The sequence below is a fragment of the Actinacidiphila cocklensis genome (assembly GCF_907177275.1).
GTDB lineage: Bacteria > Actinomycetota > Actinomycetes > Streptomycetales > Streptomycetaceae > Actinacidiphila > Actinacidiphila cocklensis.
Genome location: NZ_CAJSLV010000051.1, coordinates 129,398 through 146,300 on the forward strand (window position 1 = coordinate 129,398; position 16,903 = coordinate 146,300).

16 protein-coding genes are annotated in these 16,903 nt (G+C 72.4%); 14 read left to right on the top strand and 2 right to left on the bottom strand.

Annotated features, from left to right (window positions below; translation table 11 throughout):
- Position 1: 1 nt before the first annotated feature.
- The gene (locus tag NFU81_RS15150; RefSeq protein ID WP_251489829.1) at positions 2-763 is read right to left on the bottom strand and encodes an SIS domain-containing protein; all 762 of its coding nucleotides are present in this window, start codon (positions 761-763) and stop codon (positions 2-4) included.
- 209 nt (positions 764-972) lie between these two features.
- Here NFU81_RS15150 and NFU81_RS15155 point away from each other — a divergent pair, with 209 nt between their 5' ends.
- The 4 genes from NFU81_RS15155 to NFU81_RS15170 all read left to right on the top strand — a co-directional run bounded on the left by NFU81_RS15155 (position 973) and on the right by NFU81_RS15170 (position 4,246).
- Positions 973-1,665, top strand: coding sequence for an iron-dependent transcriptional repressor DtxR (locus tag NFU81_RS15155; RefSeq protein ID WP_251489831.1), 693 nt, complete (start codon positions 973-975; stop codon positions 1,663-1,665).
- A 363-nt stretch (positions 1,666-2,028) separates the two neighbouring features.
- Complete coding sequence (locus tag NFU81_RS15160; protein ID WP_251489833.1) at positions 2,029-2,928, top strand: alpha/beta fold hydrolase; 900 nt, start codon at positions 2,029-2,031, stop codon at positions 2,926-2,928.
- 374 nt (positions 2,929-3,302) lie between these two features.
- On the top strand, positions 3,303-3,767 hold the full coding sequence (locus tag NFU81_RS15165) for a hypothetical protein (RefSeq protein WP_251489835.1): 465 nt from the start codon (positions 3,303-3,305) through the stop codon (positions 3,765-3,767).
- A 212-nt stretch (positions 3,768-3,979) separates the two neighbouring features.
- On the top strand, positions 3,980-4,246 hold the full coding sequence (locus tag NFU81_RS15170) for a WXG100 family type VII secretion target (RefSeq protein ID WP_251489837.1): 267 nt from the start codon (positions 3,980-3,982) through the stop codon (positions 4,244-4,246).
- 136 nt (positions 4,247-4,382) lie between these two features.
- On the opposite strand, the gene NFU81_RS15175 is transcribed toward NFU81_RS15170, so the two are convergent.
- Positions 4,383-8,867 (bottom strand): FtsK/SpoIIIE domain-containing protein, encoded by a 4,485-nt coding sequence (locus tag NFU81_RS15175; protein ID WP_251489839.1) that lies wholly within the window; start codon positions 8,865-8,867, stop codon positions 4,383-4,385.
- A gap of 397 nt (positions 8,868-9,264) precedes the next feature.
- On the opposite strand from NFU81_RS15175, the gene NFU81_RS15180 reads away from it, so the two are divergent.
- From NFU81_RS15180 to NFU81_RS15225, 10 genes are all read left to right on the top strand, one after another.
- Positions 9,265-10,032, top strand: a complete 768-nt coding sequence (locus tag NFU81_RS15180) for a hypothetical protein (RefSeq protein WP_251489841.1) — start codon at positions 9,265-9,267, stop codon at positions 10,030-10,032.
- 19 nt (positions 10,033-10,051) lie between these two features.
- A complete protein-coding gene (locus NFU81_RS15185) occupies positions 10,052-10,852 on the top strand; it encodes a ParA family protein (RefSeq protein WP_251489843.1) in 801 nt (266 codons plus the stop codon).
- Complete coding sequence (locus NFU81_RS15190; RefSeq protein WP_251489845.1) at positions 10,849-12,156, top strand: TadA family conjugal transfer-associated ATPase; 1,308 nt, start codon at positions 10,849-10,851, stop codon at positions 12,154-12,156. The genes NFU81_RS15185 and NFU81_RS15190 overlap by 4 nt, the downstream gene beginning before the upstream one ends.
- Positions 12,156-13,061 (top strand): type II secretion system F family protein, encoded by a 906-nt coding sequence (locus tag NFU81_RS15195; protein ID WP_251489869.1) that lies wholly within the window; start codon positions 12,156-12,158, stop codon positions 13,059-13,061. Before NFU81_RS15190 ends, NFU81_RS15195 begins: the two co-directional genes overlap by 1 nt.
- Positions 13,058-13,963, top strand: a complete 906-nt coding sequence (locus NFU81_RS15200; RefSeq protein WP_251489847.1) for a type II secretion system F family protein — start codon at positions 13,058-13,060, stop codon at positions 13,961-13,963. The genes NFU81_RS15195 and NFU81_RS15200 overlap by 4 nt, the downstream gene beginning before the upstream one ends.
- 146 nt (positions 13,964-14,109) lie before the next feature.
- A complete protein-coding gene (locus NFU81_RS15205) occupies positions 14,110-14,355 on the top strand; it encodes a hypothetical protein (protein WP_251489848.1) in 246 nt (81 codons plus the stop codon).
- Between the two features lie 82 nt (positions 14,356-14,437).
- Positions 14,438-14,902 carry a TadE/TadG family type IV pilus assembly protein gene (locus tag NFU81_RS15210; RefSeq protein ID WP_251489850.1) on the top strand — a complete coding sequence of 155 codons (465 nt, stop codon included), beginning with the start codon at positions 14,438-14,440 and terminating at the stop codon, positions 14,900-14,902.
- Between the two features lie 7 nt (positions 14,903-14,909).
- Complete coding sequence (locus tag NFU81_RS15215) at positions 14,910-15,365, top strand: TadE/TadG family type IV pilus assembly protein (protein WP_251489852.1); 456 nt, start codon at positions 14,910-14,912, stop codon at positions 15,363-15,365.
- Positions 15,362-15,838 carry a pilus assembly protein TadG-related protein gene (locus NFU81_RS15220; RefSeq protein WP_422665211.1) on the top strand — a complete coding sequence of 159 codons (477 nt, stop codon included), beginning with the start codon at positions 15,362-15,364 and terminating at the stop codon, positions 15,836-15,838. Before NFU81_RS15215 ends, NFU81_RS15220 begins: the two co-directional genes overlap by 4 nt.
- Before the next feature lie 94 nt (positions 15,839-15,932).
- A partial coding sequence (locus tag NFU81_RS15225) for a LysM peptidoglycan-binding domain-containing protein (RefSeq protein WP_251489854.1) occupies positions 15,933-16,903 on the top strand: 971 nt, incomplete at its 3' end.

Consider the following 16,903-nt stretch of genomic DNA (forward strand, 5'->3'; position numbering starts at 1 on the left):
GTCAGTGGCGGAAGAAGATCCGGTCGCGGTACTGCTCGAAGATCTGCGCGTTCCAGTCGTGGCCGCCGTCCACGTTCCCCGAGCGCAGCATGGGCGGGGTGACTCCGCGCCCGGCGAGGTCGGTGGCCGCGGTGGCGACGACGGCCTGCATCAGGGCGCTGGTGACGACGGTGGAGGCCGGGCCGAACGGCGAGGGGATGGCGTCGTCCGACAGCTCGGCGTCGCCGACCGCGATCTTCGAGTCCAGCACGATGTGGCAGTGGTCCTTCAGGAAGGTGCCGGACGCGTGCCGCGAGCTGGTCTGCTCGGCGTAGGCGACCGAGGTCACGCCGACGACCGTCAGGCCGAGCGCGCGGGCCTTCTGCGCCATCTCCACCGGGAGGGCGTTGCGGCCGGACAGCGAGATCACGAACAGCACGTCACCGCGCCGGACGGGACTGGTCTCGAGAACCACACCGGCCAGGCCGTCGACCCGCTCCAGGGCGCTGCCCAAGGTGGCGGGCATCACGTCGACGCCGACGACACCGGGAACGGCGAGCAGGTTGATCAGGGCGAGCCCGCCGGCACGGTAGACGACGTCCTGGGCGGGCAGCGAGGAGTGCCCCGCGCCGAAGACGAAGACCCGGCCGCCGGCCTCGATGGCGTCGGCGACGGCGGTCGCGGCGGCCTTGACGGCGGCCGCCTCCTCGTCGCGCACCCGGCTCAGGAGGCCGATAGCAGCGTCGAAATACCGGTCGGCCAGGTCCTCGCGGGGCTCAGTCATGCGGATCACCGTGGGGCCAGCGCGCGGCCGATGTCAAGAAAACGGCATGGGCGGAACCCGTTCTGCCCCGGGCGGGCGGGCCTCGGGAGGGGCCGCGGGACGGCCTGGCGGGCGTCCTGGGGGAGTCGCCTGCTCGCGGCGGGGCCGGTTGTCGGTGCTATGCGTCAGAATTGTTCTCAGGGCCACGCACGATTGAACGAGGGGCGCGCATGTCCGGACTGATCGACACGACGGAGATGTATCTCCGCACCATCCTGGAGCTGGAGGAGGAGGGTGTGGTCCCCATGCGCGCCCGAATCGCCGAGCGGCTCGACCAGAGCGGCCCCACGGTCTCCCAGACGGTGGCGCGGATGGAGCGGGACGGGCTGCTGCATGTGGCCGGTGACCGCCATCTGGAACTGACCGAGGAAGGCCGCCGCACCGCCACCCGCGTGATGCGCAAGCACCGCATCGCGGAGTGTCTGCTGGTCGACGTGATCGGCCTGGAATGGGAGCAGGTGCATGCCGAGGCGTGCCGCTGGGAGCACGTGATGAGCGAGGCCGTGGAGCGGCGGGTGCTGGAGCTGCTGCAGCACCCGACGGAGTCGCCGTACGGCAACCCCATCCCGGGCCTGGAGGAGCTGGGCGAGAAGGGCGAGGCCGAGACGTTCCTGGAGGACGGCATGGTCAGCCTGAACGACCTCAAGCCGGGTAGTTCGTCGGCCAGCGTGGTCGTGCGCAGGATCGGCGAGCCGATCCAGACCGACGCGCAGGTCATGTACACACTGCGGCGGGCCGGTGTGCAGCCCGGTGCCGTGGTGAGCGTGACCGCCGCGCCCGGCGGTGTGCTCGTCGGCAGCGGCGGCGAGGCCGCGGAGCTGGACGCGGACGTCGCCTCGCACGTCTTCGTCGCCCGGCGGTAGGCGGTAGGCGGTACGCGGTACGCAAGCACAGCGGTAGGCGAGGAAGAAGAAGGGGCCGCCCCGGCGCCGTGACAACGGCGCCGGGGCGGCCTTTTCCCTCCCTCGCCCCTCCCACGACCCCCACGGAGGAGCCGGGACCCCGAGCTTCCCGGTACCTCCTCGCGACCCGCTTCCCCTTCGCGCCGCGCCCCGCTGAAGATCTCCCCTCGGCCCGGGCGGTCAATCCTTGAGCGTTGTCACTCGAACGAGGGGTGTTGGGTGCGTGAGCCCCTTGTTCGAATAAAAGTTCGATAGCGTGGATCGGGAAGGCGCAAGGAGACGGATCGAGGACGGACGAGGACCGGAAGGAAGGGGGTGCGGCACATGAAGCAGCACGTGGACCGGCACACGACCCGGCGTTTCGAGGTCAGGGGAGCGGGCGGCACCCGCCTCGCCGCCTGGGACTACGCGGCGGCCGCCGTCGCCCGCGACGACACCCGCCCCGGCGTCCTGCTGTTGCACGGCCTCCTCGGCCGGGCCTCGCACTGGGCGGCGACCGCACGCCGGCTCGCGCCGCGCTACCGGGCGCTCGCGCTCGACCAGCGCGGGCACGGCCGCAGCGACCGGCCGGAGGGTCCGTACTCGACCGAGGCGTATCTCGCCGACGCCATCGCCGCGGTCGAGCAGCTCGGTCTGGGCCCGGTCACCGTGATCGGCCACTCCATGGGCGCGCTGACCGCCTGGCAGCTGGCGGCCCGCCGTCCCGATCTGGTCGCCGCGGTCGTCATCTGCGACATGCGGGCCGCCGCGCTGGGCGAGGCGGGCCAGCGCGAGTGGGAGGACTGGACGCGGTCGTGGCCGGTGCCCTTCGCCACGCTCGGGGACGCCCGTCGCTGGTTCGCCCAGCAGGACCCCTGGGCCGGCGCGCCGAGTCCCGTGCGCGGCGACTTCTTCGCCGAGGTCATGGTGGAGGGCGAGGACGGATGGCGCCCGCAGTACGCCCCGCGCCATCTGCTGCGCTCCCGCGACCCCTGGATACGTGACGCGCACTGGGACGAGCTGGCCGGAGTCGGCTGCCCCGCGTTGGTGGTGCGCGGCCTCGACGGGGAGCTGGGCCGCGCGGAGGCCCAGGAGATGGTCCGGGTGCTGCCCCGCGGCCACTACGCCGAGATCCCCGACGCCGGGCACCTCGTCCCGTGGGAGCAGCCCGACGCGTGGTGCGACACGCTGGAGCGGTTCCTCCGGGAGGCGGCGTGGGAGCCGCAGCGCGCGACACCGGCGTGATGACGTGCGGGCGAGGAGGGCGGGGCGGGACCGGATGGCGGCAGCCGGGCACCAACGGAGGGGAGGGCGGAGGGGGGAGCAGCGCCGGGAGGCCGAGGAAGGGGAGGAGGGTGCGGAATTGGGGTGAGGGTGGTGTGAGGGCTCGGTGATAAATGGCGGTGCCCGCGGGCGGTGGGGCGGCAGGGCCGAGGGGAGGCCGGGGGCGGCCGGAGGCGTCGGGACTGCGTGGGCGGTACGCGGCGGCTCGTCGCAGGCCGGCCCGGCGGGCGTGCGCACACTGGCGGGACCTGCTGGTAACTTGCCGTCGCTGGATTCGTATCGCGTCATGGGGGAGCACAGTGCGTCTTACGTTCACAAGAGCGGGAATCGCCGCGGTGGCGGTCGCCGCCGTGCTGGCGCTGAGCAGTTGCGGCAGCGGCGACAACGACGGGAAGAAGCAGCCGACGGTCAGCACCAGCGTGAGCGCGACGGGCGGGCAGGCGTCGCCGTCCACGACGTCCGCGGCGCCGGAGCCGACGGCCACGGCCACCACGCCGGTGGACTCGGCCGCGACCGGCGACGCGACGCAGACCGTGGAAGGCGTATGGCTCGCGACGCAGGGAACGACCAAGGTGCAGCTGGTTCTCGGCAAGGGCAAGGCGGCCCTGACGAGTACGCACCTGTGCGGCGGGGGCTACACCGACCAGGACGGCGTCGCGATTACGCTGACGTGCATGGACGGCGACACGGAGCGCACCACCGGCCGCGGTGTGCTCGCGGCCGACGGAAAGACGCTCACCGTGCAGTGGACCGACGGCCCGACCGACGTCTTCGCGCGCACCGGACTTCCCAGCAGCTGACCGTGCGACGGCGGCGCCGGATGCGGCCGCCCCAGGGCCGGAACCCGTCCGCGACGGGCCTCGTGCGTCCCGGTCGTGTCATGGCCGCGATACAGATGTGTAGCGGTGACGGGGCTTCCGAAGCTACTACTGCATTCGTGGCGCCGGTGCGCTAGCGTCCCTCGGGCGGGCGAGAGGCCCGCGAAAGTCCGGAGAATACGGGGAGGCTAGATATGTCCATCCATGGCGCTGATATTCAGCAACTGCGGGACCTGTCAACCAAGTTCAGCACGGAGGCCGGCAACCTCGGCACGCTGATCGGGCACCTGCAGACCGCGACGAGCAGCAGCGAGAGCTACTGGAAGGGTCCGGCCGCGGAGCGCTTCCGCAGCGAATGGGCACAGCTGAAGCCCACCTTCGACAAGTTCGTCGCGACCCTCCACGACGCCCAGAAGTCCGCCAGCACGAACGCGGACAACATCGAGGCCGCCACCCGCTGAGCGCGCCGGCGCTCGCGGCCGCGTGCCCGCCCGCTTCCGAGCGGGAGTACGCAAGGGGCCGGACCCGGGAACATTCCCGGTCGTCCGGCCCCTTCGCCTTTCCCACGGGCCGTACGGGCCGCGGGCACAACGCCGGTCAGCTAGGCCCCACCGCCTGGATCTGCACCAACTCCCCACCGCGCACGAGCAGTCCGCGCCCGGTCGGGCCGCCGCCGACGTCCCGCGGGAGCCGTACGTTGAACAGGTCGCCCTCGGTCGAACCCTGCGGGGCCAGCAGCAGGCCGTTGCGCGAGCGCCGCGCCTCGACCAGGAAGCCGCGGTACTGCGAGCCCATCTGGTCGGCGTTCCCCGCGGCGATCAGCGCATGGTCCCCGTCGAGACCGGACTTCACGACGGCCTCCAGCGCGGCGTCCAGCGGGGTGTCGTAGATCAGCTCGCCGTCGTCGACCACGACCACGTACGGGCCGCCCTCCGCCTTCGCCGTCAGCTCCTTCAGGTCGTCCTGGCTCGCGTCGGCGCCCAGCACACCCAACACTCCACGCTCAGCAGCGAGTTCACGCAGCGGTGAGCGGCGTGGGGTGACCAGCACCACCGGCACCCCGCCTGCCAGCAGCGAACGGGCCGCGGTGATCAGCGTCGTCGAACGGCCCGACTTCTGCGGCCCGGCGATCACGAATCCGGGACCCGCCTCCTGCAGGTCCACGCCCAGCGGCTGGAGTTCGTCACCGCCCACCCCGAGCAGCGCCCACAGTGGGGACGGTGGCGTGAAGTCCGTTTCCAGAGCCATCGCTTCGGCGACAGTGATGCGCGGCGGCAGCGCGTCCACGCGCATCGGCCGCGTGCGGCGCGGGAGTTGACGGTAGTACTCGGCTGCGCGGCGCGCGATCCGCTGCAGGGCCTCCACCTGCGCCTGCCCGGACGGCTCGGGGGCGAGCAGTGCGATCTGGCTCTCCTGCACCCCGCGGTCGGTGGGCCGCAGCGCCCGCCCCGACGGCATGGCCTTGGGCACCTCGCGGGCCGAGAGGCCGCCGGTGGTGTAGTCGTTGGGGTCGGCCATCCGCAGGATCAGCTTGTCGGCGAACACCGAGGAGATCTGCCCGTTGAAGCCCGAACGGTCCGCGGTCATCACGACCTTGAGCCCGGCCGCCGCACCCTCCCGGAACAGCCGGTTGGCGCCCTCGATCAGCTTGCCGTAGTTGTACGCCTCGAAGGTGGAGGTGTAGCCCTCCCAGTTGTCGAGCAGCAGCACCATCCACGGCAGCCGCTCCTCCGGCGTCGCCGCCATCGCCCGCTGCTCGGCGGCGCTCGACGCCCCGCGCATCGCCAGCAGTTGCTGCCGCCGCGACACCTCGGCCGACAGCCGGTCGAGCAGCCGCGCCAGCCGCTCCGGCTGGTCCCGGGTGACGACGGCACCGCAGTGCGGCAGGCTCACCAGCGGGAGCAGGGCGTTGGCACCGCAGTCGATGCCGTAGAGGTGGACGTCCTGCGGTGACGCGTCGCGGGCCAGCGAACCCGCGAACGTCCGCAGCGCGGTGGACCGGCCCGAGCGCGGACCGCCGACGATCAGTACGTGCTCGCCGTGGACCACGTCCACCGCCAGCGGTGCCCTCGCCTGTTGAGCGGGCAGGTCGGTGAGCCCGTAGGCGACCGGCACAACGTCCTGCCACGCCCGCCCCGAACCGCCGGAGGTCCCGGAGCCGGAGGCCCCCACCCCCGCCAGTTCCGCCACCGTCACCTGCTCCGGCAGCGGGTCCAGCCACGGCTTGCGCGGCGCGGGCAGCCCCAGCAGCTCGGCGGCGTCCCGTATCGCGTCCACCAGCACCGCCAGGTCCGTGACCATGGTGCCGTCGTCCCCGTCGTCGTCCGCGCCGCGCGGCAGCGGCCGCCCGAGCGCGGTCCAACCCAGCGACTGCACAGCCGCCTTGGCACGCTGCTGCCCTCGGGCGGGCCGGCGTCCGCCGATCCGCGCGGACTGCACGCCGACCAGCGACTGTGCACCGGAGCGCACATAGGCGCGGCCCGGCGTGGACTTGGCGATGGCGCCGGAGTCGGGGGCGTCGATGACGTCCCGGGACTCGTCGGCGTCGGTGACCCGCAGCGCGATGCGCAGGTTGGTGTTGGCGCGGATGTCGGCGCTGACCACACCGGCGGGGCGCTGGGTGGCGAGCACCAAGTGGACGCCGAGCGACCGGCCGCGGCGGGCGATGTCGACCAGACCTGCGACGAAGTCGGGCAGTTCGGCGACCAGCGAGGCGAACTCGTCGATGATCAGCACCAGCCGCGGCATCGGCTCCAACTCGGTCCGCAGCCGCCGCGCGTCGTTGTAGTCCTCGATGTCCTTGGTGCCCGCGGCGAACAGGATCGTCTCGCGATGGTGCAACTCGGCGGCCAGCGAGGCCAGGGCGCGCTCGGTCAGATGCGCGTCCAGGTCGGAGACCATGCCCACGGTGTGCGGCAGCCGGGCGCAGTCCTGGAAGGCGCTGCCGCCCTTGTAGTCGATGAGTACGAAGTTGAGCGCGTCCGGCCGGTTGACCACGGCCAGCGAGGTGATGACCGTCTGCAGCAGCTCGGACTTGCCCGCACCGGTGGTGCCGGCGACCAGCGCGTGCGGGCCGTCCCTGCGGATGTCCAGGACGAAGGTGCCGTCGGCGCCGACGCCGATGGGGGCCGCGGTGCTCGAACCGCCGCGCTGCCAGACCGCGGCGACGTCCTGCCCGGTCGGGTCCGGCATGCCGAGCAGGTCGAGCAGCCGGGCCGAGGTGGGCAGCGCGCTGTCCGCGTCGTCGCGGCTGACGTCCCGCACCGGTGCGAGCGACCTCGCCACCAGATGGCACCAGTCGACGCCGACCTGGTCGGCCAGGACGTCGCCGAGGACCTCAAGTCCCGCGCCCCGCAGGTGGACCCGGCTGCCGTCCTGCGGAGCCCAGCACACTGCGGCGCGGACCTCCTCGGGCAGCAGCCGCTCGTCCTGGTCCAGGCACAGGGCGTAGATCCCGAACCGCGGCCCCTCCTGCAGCAGTTGCGGGACGCCCGGGGTGCGCCTCAGCAACCGGGCGCCGTCCAGCACCACCAGGACGTACGGGTCGGGCCGCATCCGCCCGCCGCCGCTCGCGGCCAGCGCGTCGGCCTTGCGGCGGTCCAGCTCCTGGAGCAGTTCGGTGACCCGGTGCGCGGTCGCCTCACCGTCGGTGCCGACCAACGCCACGCAGTCCTGGCCCTGTTGGGGCGCCAGATGCGGCAGCCAGTGCGCCCAGCCCCACGCCTGGGCAGCATCCGGCTCCGACGACAGCAGCACCATCGACAGGTCGCGCGGGCTGTGCAGGACGGCCGCCTGCGCCACCAGCCAGCGTGCGGTGGCCAGCGCCCTGCCGCGCGGGCCGGCCACCCCGACCACCCCGAGCTCGGGCAGCGGCAGCGGCACGGGCACGTCGTTGACCTGCGGGGGTACCGGGTGCGGCGCCCCCTCCGGCAGATGCCCCAGCGGCAGCAACTCGATGTCGGCGGGCAGGTCGGCGACCCCGATCCGGAGCCGTAGCGCGTCCGGGTCGGTGATCCGCCGCTCCCACAGCCGGCGGCGCGGCCCGGTCGCGAACAGCAGGATTTCCGCGGCGTCGGGGAATGCCGCCCGCCGTTCCGCCCGGTCGGTCAGCCTCGCCTGTTCCAGCGTGATTTCGTGAGCGGCAAGATCCGCCTTGAACTGCTTGGCCGTATTGCGGATACGCTTCTTTCCCTCGCGCGATTCGCTGATCCACTGCCCGAGCAGCATCACCGGGCTCATCACGCAGAAGAGCAGCATGTACACCTGCTGCACCATGAAATACATCGCCAGTCCGAAAACCAGCGGCACCAGTGCGGCGATCGTCTGGAATCTGGCCGACTCGCTCTTTCCCGGCGGCTGCGGGACGTACAAACGCGGGCGTGGCGGCAGGGATTTCAGCCGCGGCGGCCGGTTGTAGGCGAGACCGCCCTCGCCCATCGGCGACAGATGCGCGTCGGACTCGCTCGGCACATCCAGCACGATGACGGTGCTGCCCGCCCTGACCTGCGCACCTGTCGGCCACACCCGTTCACCGGTGACCGGTTCGCCCTCCAGCGCCAGCCCGGCGTCCGGTTCCGCGGCCAGCGTCACCCTGCCGTCCGCGCCCACCGACACCCAGGCCGCCAGCGCCGCCAAGGTGTCGTCGGGGACGGAGACGGTGCAGCGCTGACCTGAACCGACGGTCGCCGTGCCGAGCCCGAGCCGGGCCACCCGGCCGGCGCCGGGACCCGCGCACACCCGCAACTCGTAGCGCCCCGAAGGCTCTCCCGCGCGCATGAAGGGACCGATCGAGTCGTCGACGGTGACGCGCATGCCGTCCCGCAGCACGGCCGCGGCCGCTGCCTGCGGATCGCAGCCGACCCCGTCCGCCCACAACTGCGGCGTGCCCGCGTCGGGTTCGTGCATCCCCGGGAAGGCAAGGACGGTGCCGCCGCCCAACCGCGCCTCGTCGGCCGCCCGTCCGCCACCGGTGGCCCTGGCCAGCGCTGCCGCGACGTCCTCGGCGGTCGCACTGTCGTCCGCCGTGACGACGACGTCCTGCGCCTCGGCTCCCTGCTGTACGACCGTCACGGTCACCCGCATGGGACGATCCCTCCCCGTCGCGGCCGGCCCCCGCCGGCCGCCGAATCCCGGCCCCGCCCGACCCGGCGCACCCGTCCCTGGAGGCTATCCGCCCCCCGAAACATCACGTAACCCCCTTTGATGCGCGGCCGATGTGAGCAATTGGTGAACGTATCGGCGAAACCGCCCCGGTACCGCCGTACCGGCTCGGGCCGCCAACACCGCCATCCTGCCGGGGGTGTGCGGAACTGTTGCACGGCTGTATCTCGCTTGTCGCGCAACACTCCTTGAGGGGGTTTATCCGGCGCTGATAGCGTGCCGAGTCTTGACATCGGCAACGGGGCGACGCCGGAACGGAATGCTGTGGCCACCCCTCGAACGCCGATTTCGACGCACGCCGGCCGACGGGGGCAGTCACGTGAGGACCAGGGATCGTTCGAGTGCCGGCGGCGGTGCGGGCCGCCCGCCAGGCGTACCCGCACCGGCACTCGGAGTGCCGGGCGGTGAACGCCTGCCGGTCGCGCCGAGGGAGCGCAAGCCGGCGCTGGCCGCGCTCGCCGTACTGCTCATCCTGCTGGGGGCGCTCGGCGCCACCGTGATGGTGATGCGGGCGGGCGACAAGGTCTCGTACGTGGAGATCACCCAGCCGATCGCGGCGGGCGACCAGATACCCGAGTCCGCGATCCGCGAGGTCATGCTCTCGGAGAACACCGGACTCGGCCTGATCCGCTGGGAGCAGCGCGGCGACCTGGTCGAGAACTACCGGGCCGCGGTCACGCTCGTACCGGAGTCGATCCTCTCCAACCAGATGATCACCACCAAGGACAACGTCCTCACCGCGGGCAAGTCCCTGGTCGGACTGTCGCTCAAGGACGGGCAGTTCCCCAAGGGCGCCATCAGCGTCGGCGACACCGTCGCCGCGTACGTCGTCGGAAACGACGCCGCGAAGGGCCAGAACGGCGCTGCGACCAGCGGGACTTCGGGCGACACCGCGGGCACCCCGCGCGACACCCTGATCAGCAACCGGCTGATCGTGAAGTCGATCAGCTCCGACAGCTCCGACCTCGGCACCGGCGACACCAACGTCACGGTGATCGCCGACACCTCGGCCGTCGGCCCGCTGACCATCGCGGCCTCCGCCAACAACGTCGCCCTGGTCCGCATCCCGCCCGCCGGCGGGAACTGAGCGAGCGGCGGACCACGTCATGGCACTGATCGCCATCGCCGCCGACAAGGGCTCGCCCGGCGTCACCACCACGGCACTCGCGCTGGCCGCGGTGTGGCCGCGCCGTGCGCTGCTGGCGGAGACCGACCCGGCAGGCGGCGACCTCGTCTACCGCTCCCGGGGCGCCCACGGCGGCGTCCTCGACCCCAACGTCGGACTGCTGTCGCTGGCCGCCACCGCCAGGAAGGGCCTGGCCGCCGAGCAGTTGTGGGACCACGCGCAGCCGCTCAACGGCGGGCTCGACGTCCTGGTCGGCATCGGCGGCGCCGAACAGGCCGCAGGACTCACCGGGTTGTGGCCGATGCTCGGCCAGGCCTTCGCCACGCTGGCCGAGTCGCCCAACGGCGCCGCCGACGTCATCGCCGACTGCGGCAGGATCGGCGGCGACACACCCGCACTCGGGATGCTCTCGCACGCCGCCCTGGTGCTGCTGATCGCCAGGACGGAGGCGGAGCACCTGGCGCGGGTCAGGGACCGGGCCGGCGCGCTGTCCGCCAAGCTGCACGGATCGCAGCGCGGCGCCGCCGCCCTCGGCTACCCGCCGATCGGCGTCGTCCTGATATCCGACCCCGGGCACAGCGCACGCATCGCCGCCCAGGCCAACGAGATGCTGGTCGCCTCGCAGATCGCCGCGCGGGTCGTCGGCACCCTCGCCCACGACCAGGCCGGCGCCGAGATGCTGGGCGGCCGCCGCCGCGGCCGGCTCGACAAGTCCCTGCTGATCCGCTCCGCCCGGCAGATCGCCGCCGACGTACCCCAGCGGTACGGAGTCTTCCGATGAGCGAGATCGACCACCAGCTGGTCAAGCGGTTCCGGCAGGAGGCCGGCGACCGTATCGCCGAGCAGCGCCGGCTCGACCAGGTCGCCGGCGAGATCGCCATGTCGGCGGAGGACGAGCGGCAGTTCGCCCGGGCGATCATCGCCCAGATCCTGGAGGACTACGCGCGCGCCGAGATCACCGTCGGCCGCACCCCGCCCGACGCGGTCGCCGAGGAGGCCTACGCGGCGGCCGTGCACGCGGCGCTCTTCGGCGTCGGCCGGCTGCAACCGCTGCTGGACGACCCGGAAGTGGAGAACATCGACATCAACGGCTGCGACCAGGTGTTCGTCGGGTACGCCGACGGCCGCGAGGTCCAGGTCGATCCGGTGGCCGAGTCCGATGAGGAACTCGTCGAGCTGATCCAGGTGCTGGGCGCCTACTCCGGGCTGTCCTCGCGCCCGTTCGACTCCGCCAACCCGCAGCTCGACCTGCGGCTGCCCGACGGATCGCGGCTTTCCGCGGTGATGGACGTGACCCGGCGCCCGGCGCTGTCCATCCGCCGTGCCCGCCTCGGCAAGGTCTTCCTCGCCGACCTGGTCGGGAACCACACACTGACACCCGAGTTGGGCAGCTTCCTGTCGGCGGCGGTTCTCGCCCGCAAGAACGTGATGATCGCCGGCGCCACCAACGCGGGCAAGACCACGCTGCTGCGGGCGCTGGCGAACGTCATCGCGCCGCACGAGCGCCTGATCACCGTCGAGCGGGCACTCGAACTCGGCCTCGACCAGTTCCCCGAACTGCACCCCAACGTGGTGACGTTCGAGGAGCGGCTGCCCAACTCCGAGGGCCAGGGAGCCATCTCGATGGCGGAGCTGGTTCGCCGCTCGCTGCGCATGAACCCCTCCCGGGTCATCGTCGGCGAGGTGCTCGGCGACGAGATCGTCACCATGCTCAACGCCATGTCGCAGGGCAACGACGGCTCGCTGTCCACCATCCACGCCAACAGCTCGGCCGAGGTCTTCAACCGCATCTCCACCTACGCCCTCCAGGCGCGCGAACGGCTGCCGGTGGAGGCCTCGCAGATGCTCGTCGCGGGCGCGATCGACTTCGTCGTCTTCGTCCAGCGCCGCAACGACTACCAGCACGGCGGCACCCTGCGCCGCGTCGTCACCTCGGTCCGCGAGGTCAACGGCGTGGACGGCAGGGTCCTTTCCAGCGAGGTCTTCGCCGAGGGCCGCGACGGTGTGGCGATGCCGCACGCGCCGCTGTCCTGCCTCGACGAACTCCTCGCATGCGGCTACCAGCCCACGGGGGTGTGGCGGTGATGACCGGGGTCTTCTCCTTGTCCGTGATGTACGGACTCCTCGCCGGAGCGCTGGCCGGCGGCGGTGTGGCGCTTCTCGTGGTCGCGATCCGCGGCTGGGCGCCCAAACCCGAGGTGGCGGGCCAGACGTCCGCCGACCGAGCCTCCGAACTGGTGCGCTTCCTGTCGCAGCGCGGCTCCGTCGCCGCGGTCGCCGGCCTCGCCGTCATGGGCCTGACCCGCTGGGCGGTGCTCGGCGTCGCGACCGCCCTGCTGGTCTTCACCTGGGACCGGCTCTTCGGCGGCGCCGCGGAGGAGCGCGCCGCCATGAAGCGCGTGGAGGCGCTGGCCTCCTGGACCGAGTCGCTGCGCGACACCATCGCGGGAGCCGTCGGCCTCGAACAGGCCATCCCCGCCTCGGCCCGCGCCGCGGCACCCGCGTTGCGCAGCCATCTGGAGTCGCTGGTCGACCGGTTGCGGTCGCGCACCCCGCTGCCAGACGCGCTCCAGCACCTCGCCGACGAGATCAACGACGCCTCGGCCGACATCATCATCGCCGCCCTGATCCTCAACTCCCGCCTGCGCGGACCGGGTCTGCGCGACGTGCTGGGCGCGCTGGCCAAGTCGGCCCGCGAGGAGGTGGACATGCGGCATCGGGTGATGGCGCAGCGGGCCAGCACCCGGCGCAGCGTGCAGATCGTCGTCATCGTCTCGGTGGTCGTCGTCCTCGCCCTGGCGATCTTCAACCGCAGCTTCGTCAAGCCGTACGGCACCCTGGTCGGCCAACTGGTGCTGGCCGTGGTGTGCGCCCTGTTCGCTGGCGGCTTCTGGTGGCTGCGCAGCCTGTCGAAGGTCGAGACGCCCGCGCGCTTCCTGGTCCACTCGCCGGAACCGCACTACCCGCGGCAGGAGGTGGGACACCCGTGAACGTCATCGCACTGTCCGCACTGCTCGGCGCGATCACAGGACTGGGCGTCTTCGCCCTGATCAAAGCGCTCGCCCCGGGCCGCCGCAGCGCCGCGTCGACCATCGCGGAGATCGACGCGCTGCGGGCGGCGGGACCCGCCTCAGGTCCCGCACCGCGCGCCACCGACCTGCGCGGCAGGATCGGCCAGCGGGTCGCCGCCTTCTACCTCGAACAGGGCTGGGAGATGCGCTCGTTGCGCGCCGACCTGGCCGTGCTCGAGCGCAGCTGGGAAGGCTTCCTCGCCACCAAGATCCTGCTGTCCGCCACCGGGCTGGTCTTCGGCCCGTTCCTCTTCGCCGTCGTCTGGCAACTGGGCTTCGGCGTCAGCCCGATCGTGCCGGTCTGGCTCGCGCTGGCCTGCGCGGCGCTCTTCTTCTTCCTGCCCGACGTCGAAGTGCGCCGCGACGCCGCCGACCGGCGCAAGGACCTGCGGCGGGTGATCGGCGCGTATCTGGACCTGGTCGCGATGAACCTGGCCGGCGGGCGCGGACTTCCCGAGGCGCTGATGACCGCCGCCGAGGTCAGCGACGGCTGGGCGCTGGTCCGTATCCGCAGCTGCCTGGCCGACGCCCGGATCACCGGCATCAGCCAGTGGGTCGCGCTCGGCCGGCTCGGCGCCGAGCTGGGCGTCGAGGAACTGCAGGACCTGTCCGTCGCGTTGGGCCTGGTCGCCGACGACGGCGCCAAGGTCCGCGAGTCGCTGGCCTCCCGCGCGGAGACCATGCGGCACCGCGAACTCGCCGAGATCGAGGGGTCGGCGGGCGAGAACTCGCAGTCCATGCTCGTGGCGCAGCTGATGCTCGCCGCGGGATTCCTGGTCTTCCTGATCTTCCCGGCCGCCATGCGCGTCTTCCAGGCCTGACCCTTCCGCAAGAGCGCCACCCGTTCGTGAACGAAGCCGTAGCCGAGGCCGCAGGGAAGCCGGGGCCGACGCCGTACCGCAGCCGCAGCCGTAGCCGTAGTTGACCGAAGCCGTAGCCAGAGTCGCAGCCAGAAAGGAACCGGACCATGAACCGTCCCAATCCCCTTGCCAGAGCGACCGACCCGGTCGTCGCCTTCGTCCGCAGGCGGATCGCCTGGGCCAGGAGCGAGGGCCGCAGCGTCGGTGCCTCCGCCGTGGAGTGGGTGATCATCTCCGCCATCGTGGCGGCGCTGGTCGCCGGTATCGGCGTGGCCATCAGCAAGGCCCTCGACACCAAGAAGGACAGCGTCACCAGCTGCATCGACAAGGCGTCGAAGGACACCAGCTGCTGAGCCGGACCGGGCGGTGCCGGGTGGAACCGTAGCGAACCGTACTGAACCGTACTGATCCGACGGGGGAGATGAGCTGACGGGGATGAGCACCCTGCATGCGTACCGCCGCGCCCTGCGCGGCCGGTTCGCCGCCGCGCGCGGCGACAGCGGCGTCGGCCGGCGTACGGCGGACGACCGCGGCATGACCGCGATCGAGTTCGTTTTCCTGACACCGATCATCTTCGGGGTCATCTTCCTGACCGTGCAGTTCGCGATGTACTACTTCGCCGCGCACGTCGCGCAGGCCGCTGCGCGGGCCGGGGCTCGGGAGGCCCGCGCGCAGGCGGCCGTGCACGACGACTGGCAGGACCGGGCGCGTGCCAAGGCCGACGGCTACATCGACCAGCTCGGCGGCAGCCTGCTCACCTCGCACGAGGTCGGCGTCCGGCGGGACGGGGACAACGTCAGCGTCGAGGTCGTCGGGCACGTGCCGTCGATCCTCGGCATCGGGATCACCGTGGACGAGCGGTCGCAGGGGCCGATCGAACGCTTCGTGCAGGGCGGGTGAGGCGCGGATGGGCACAGTGACGGCCGCGGCCGCCCGGCTGCGGCGGCGGGCACACACGGCGGGACCCGGGCCGGACGCGGGGATCTCGACGATCGAGATCGTGATCCTGGCGCCGCTGCTGATCCTCTTCATCCTGGTGCTCGTCGCCTTCGGCCAACTGGTCGACGGGCGGGGCGCGCTGGACGGCGCCGCGCGCGACGCCGCCAGGGCCGGTTCGCTCCAGGGGGAGCGCGACGCCGCCGACCGGGCCGCGCTGGAGGCCGCGACCAACGACCTCCAGGGAATCTGCGAGGGCACGGTGCACATGACCACCGACGGCACCAACTGGACCGCACAGGGCGGACGTTACGCCGTCCAGCTGTCCTGTACGGTGCGCGGTCTGGCGGTGGTCGGCCTCGACATCCCCACCACCATGAGCAGCCAGTTCGCCGCACCGCTCGACCCCTACCGGAGGTACGAGTGAACCTCCTGCACGCACGGTGGACCGCCGCCCGCGGCGGTCGCGACGGCGACGGGGACCGCGGGTCCGGCGCCATCGCGGTCGTCATCTTCGCGCTGCTCTTCATCGCGCTGGCCGCCTTCGTGGTGGACGGCGGCATGACCGTCGCCAAGCGCGAGCGCGCCGCCGACCTCGCGGAACAGGCCGCCCGCGCCGCCGCCCAGGACATCGACGTGGACGCGCTGCGCGCCGCCGAGGACCTGGGCGCGACCGCACCGATCAACTACACCAACTGCGACGCCGACATCCGCACCTTCCTGACGGCGGCCGGCCTCGACACCGACGACGTCACCGCCTCGCGCTGCGTGGCGCCGACCGACGCCGACCAGGTCACCGTCGAGGTGCAGCTCACCTACCAGCCGATGCTGAGCGGCTTCTTCCTCAGCGGCGACCAGCACGCCAAAGGGGTCGCCTCCGCCCAGTCACTGACCCGCTGAACGCACCACGGCCCCAGCAGGCACGCAGGCGTACAGCGGGACGCGTACGACCGAGAAGGCACCACACCGGAGCACAGGAAGCAGGGCAGCAGCGATGGCACGCACGACCGCCACGGGACGCACCCACCCGCAGCAGGGACCTGCGCAGGCCCACCCGCCGCGCAGGCGCCGCACGTTCGGCGACGTCGTACGTGCGCTCGGCGCTTTCGTGGTGCTCGCCGTGCTCGTGCTCGGCGTGCCGGGCGCGCTGCTGTACTTCATCGGCTCACCCTTCCCGCACCACTTCGACTCCGACGTGCTGCGCCAGCCGATCACCACCGAGACCTTCGTCAACTCCCTCGCCGTGGTGGTCTGGCTGGCCTGGGCGCAGTTCACCGCCTGCGTGCTGGTGGAGGCCAAGGCGGCGGTGTCGGGCGTGGGCCTGCCCCATCACATCCCGGCGTCGGGTGCGAGCCAACTGCTCGCCCGGCAGCTCGTCGCAGCTCTGCTGCTGCTCGGAGTGGGCGCCGCGACCCTCACCCCGGGCCTCGGCCAACTCGGCACGCACAACCGGGCGCTCCACGATGCGAAGCCGGGCATCAGCGCGTCCGCGCAGCAGACACCGGGAGTTCCGCACCAGGCACGGTCGTCGTCCGTCGCCACCCCGCAGCAGGACCGCGGAGCGCGGGCCGGGACCGCGCACAGCGTGGAACGCGCCCAGCAGGACACGAAGTTCTACCGCATCCAGCCCCCCGAGGGCCGCCACCACGACTCGCTGTGGGACATCGCGCAACGCCACCTCGGCGACGGCCGCCGCTACAAGGAGATCTACGAACTCAACAAGGACCGCGTGCAACCCGACGGGTCGCGGCTGTCGCAGGCCAGCCTGATCCGGCCCGGCTGGGTCATGGAGATGCCCGGGGACGCCCACGGCGGAGACCTGGTGGAGATGCCGGTCGCCGCCCCGCACGTCGCGCACGACGTCCTGCACTACGCGGAGCACGGCGGCGCCAAGGACACGGCGGCGGAGGGCGCCCACGCCGATCCCGCGCCCGCCACCGCCCAGCCCGCCGCCCAGGCCCCGCC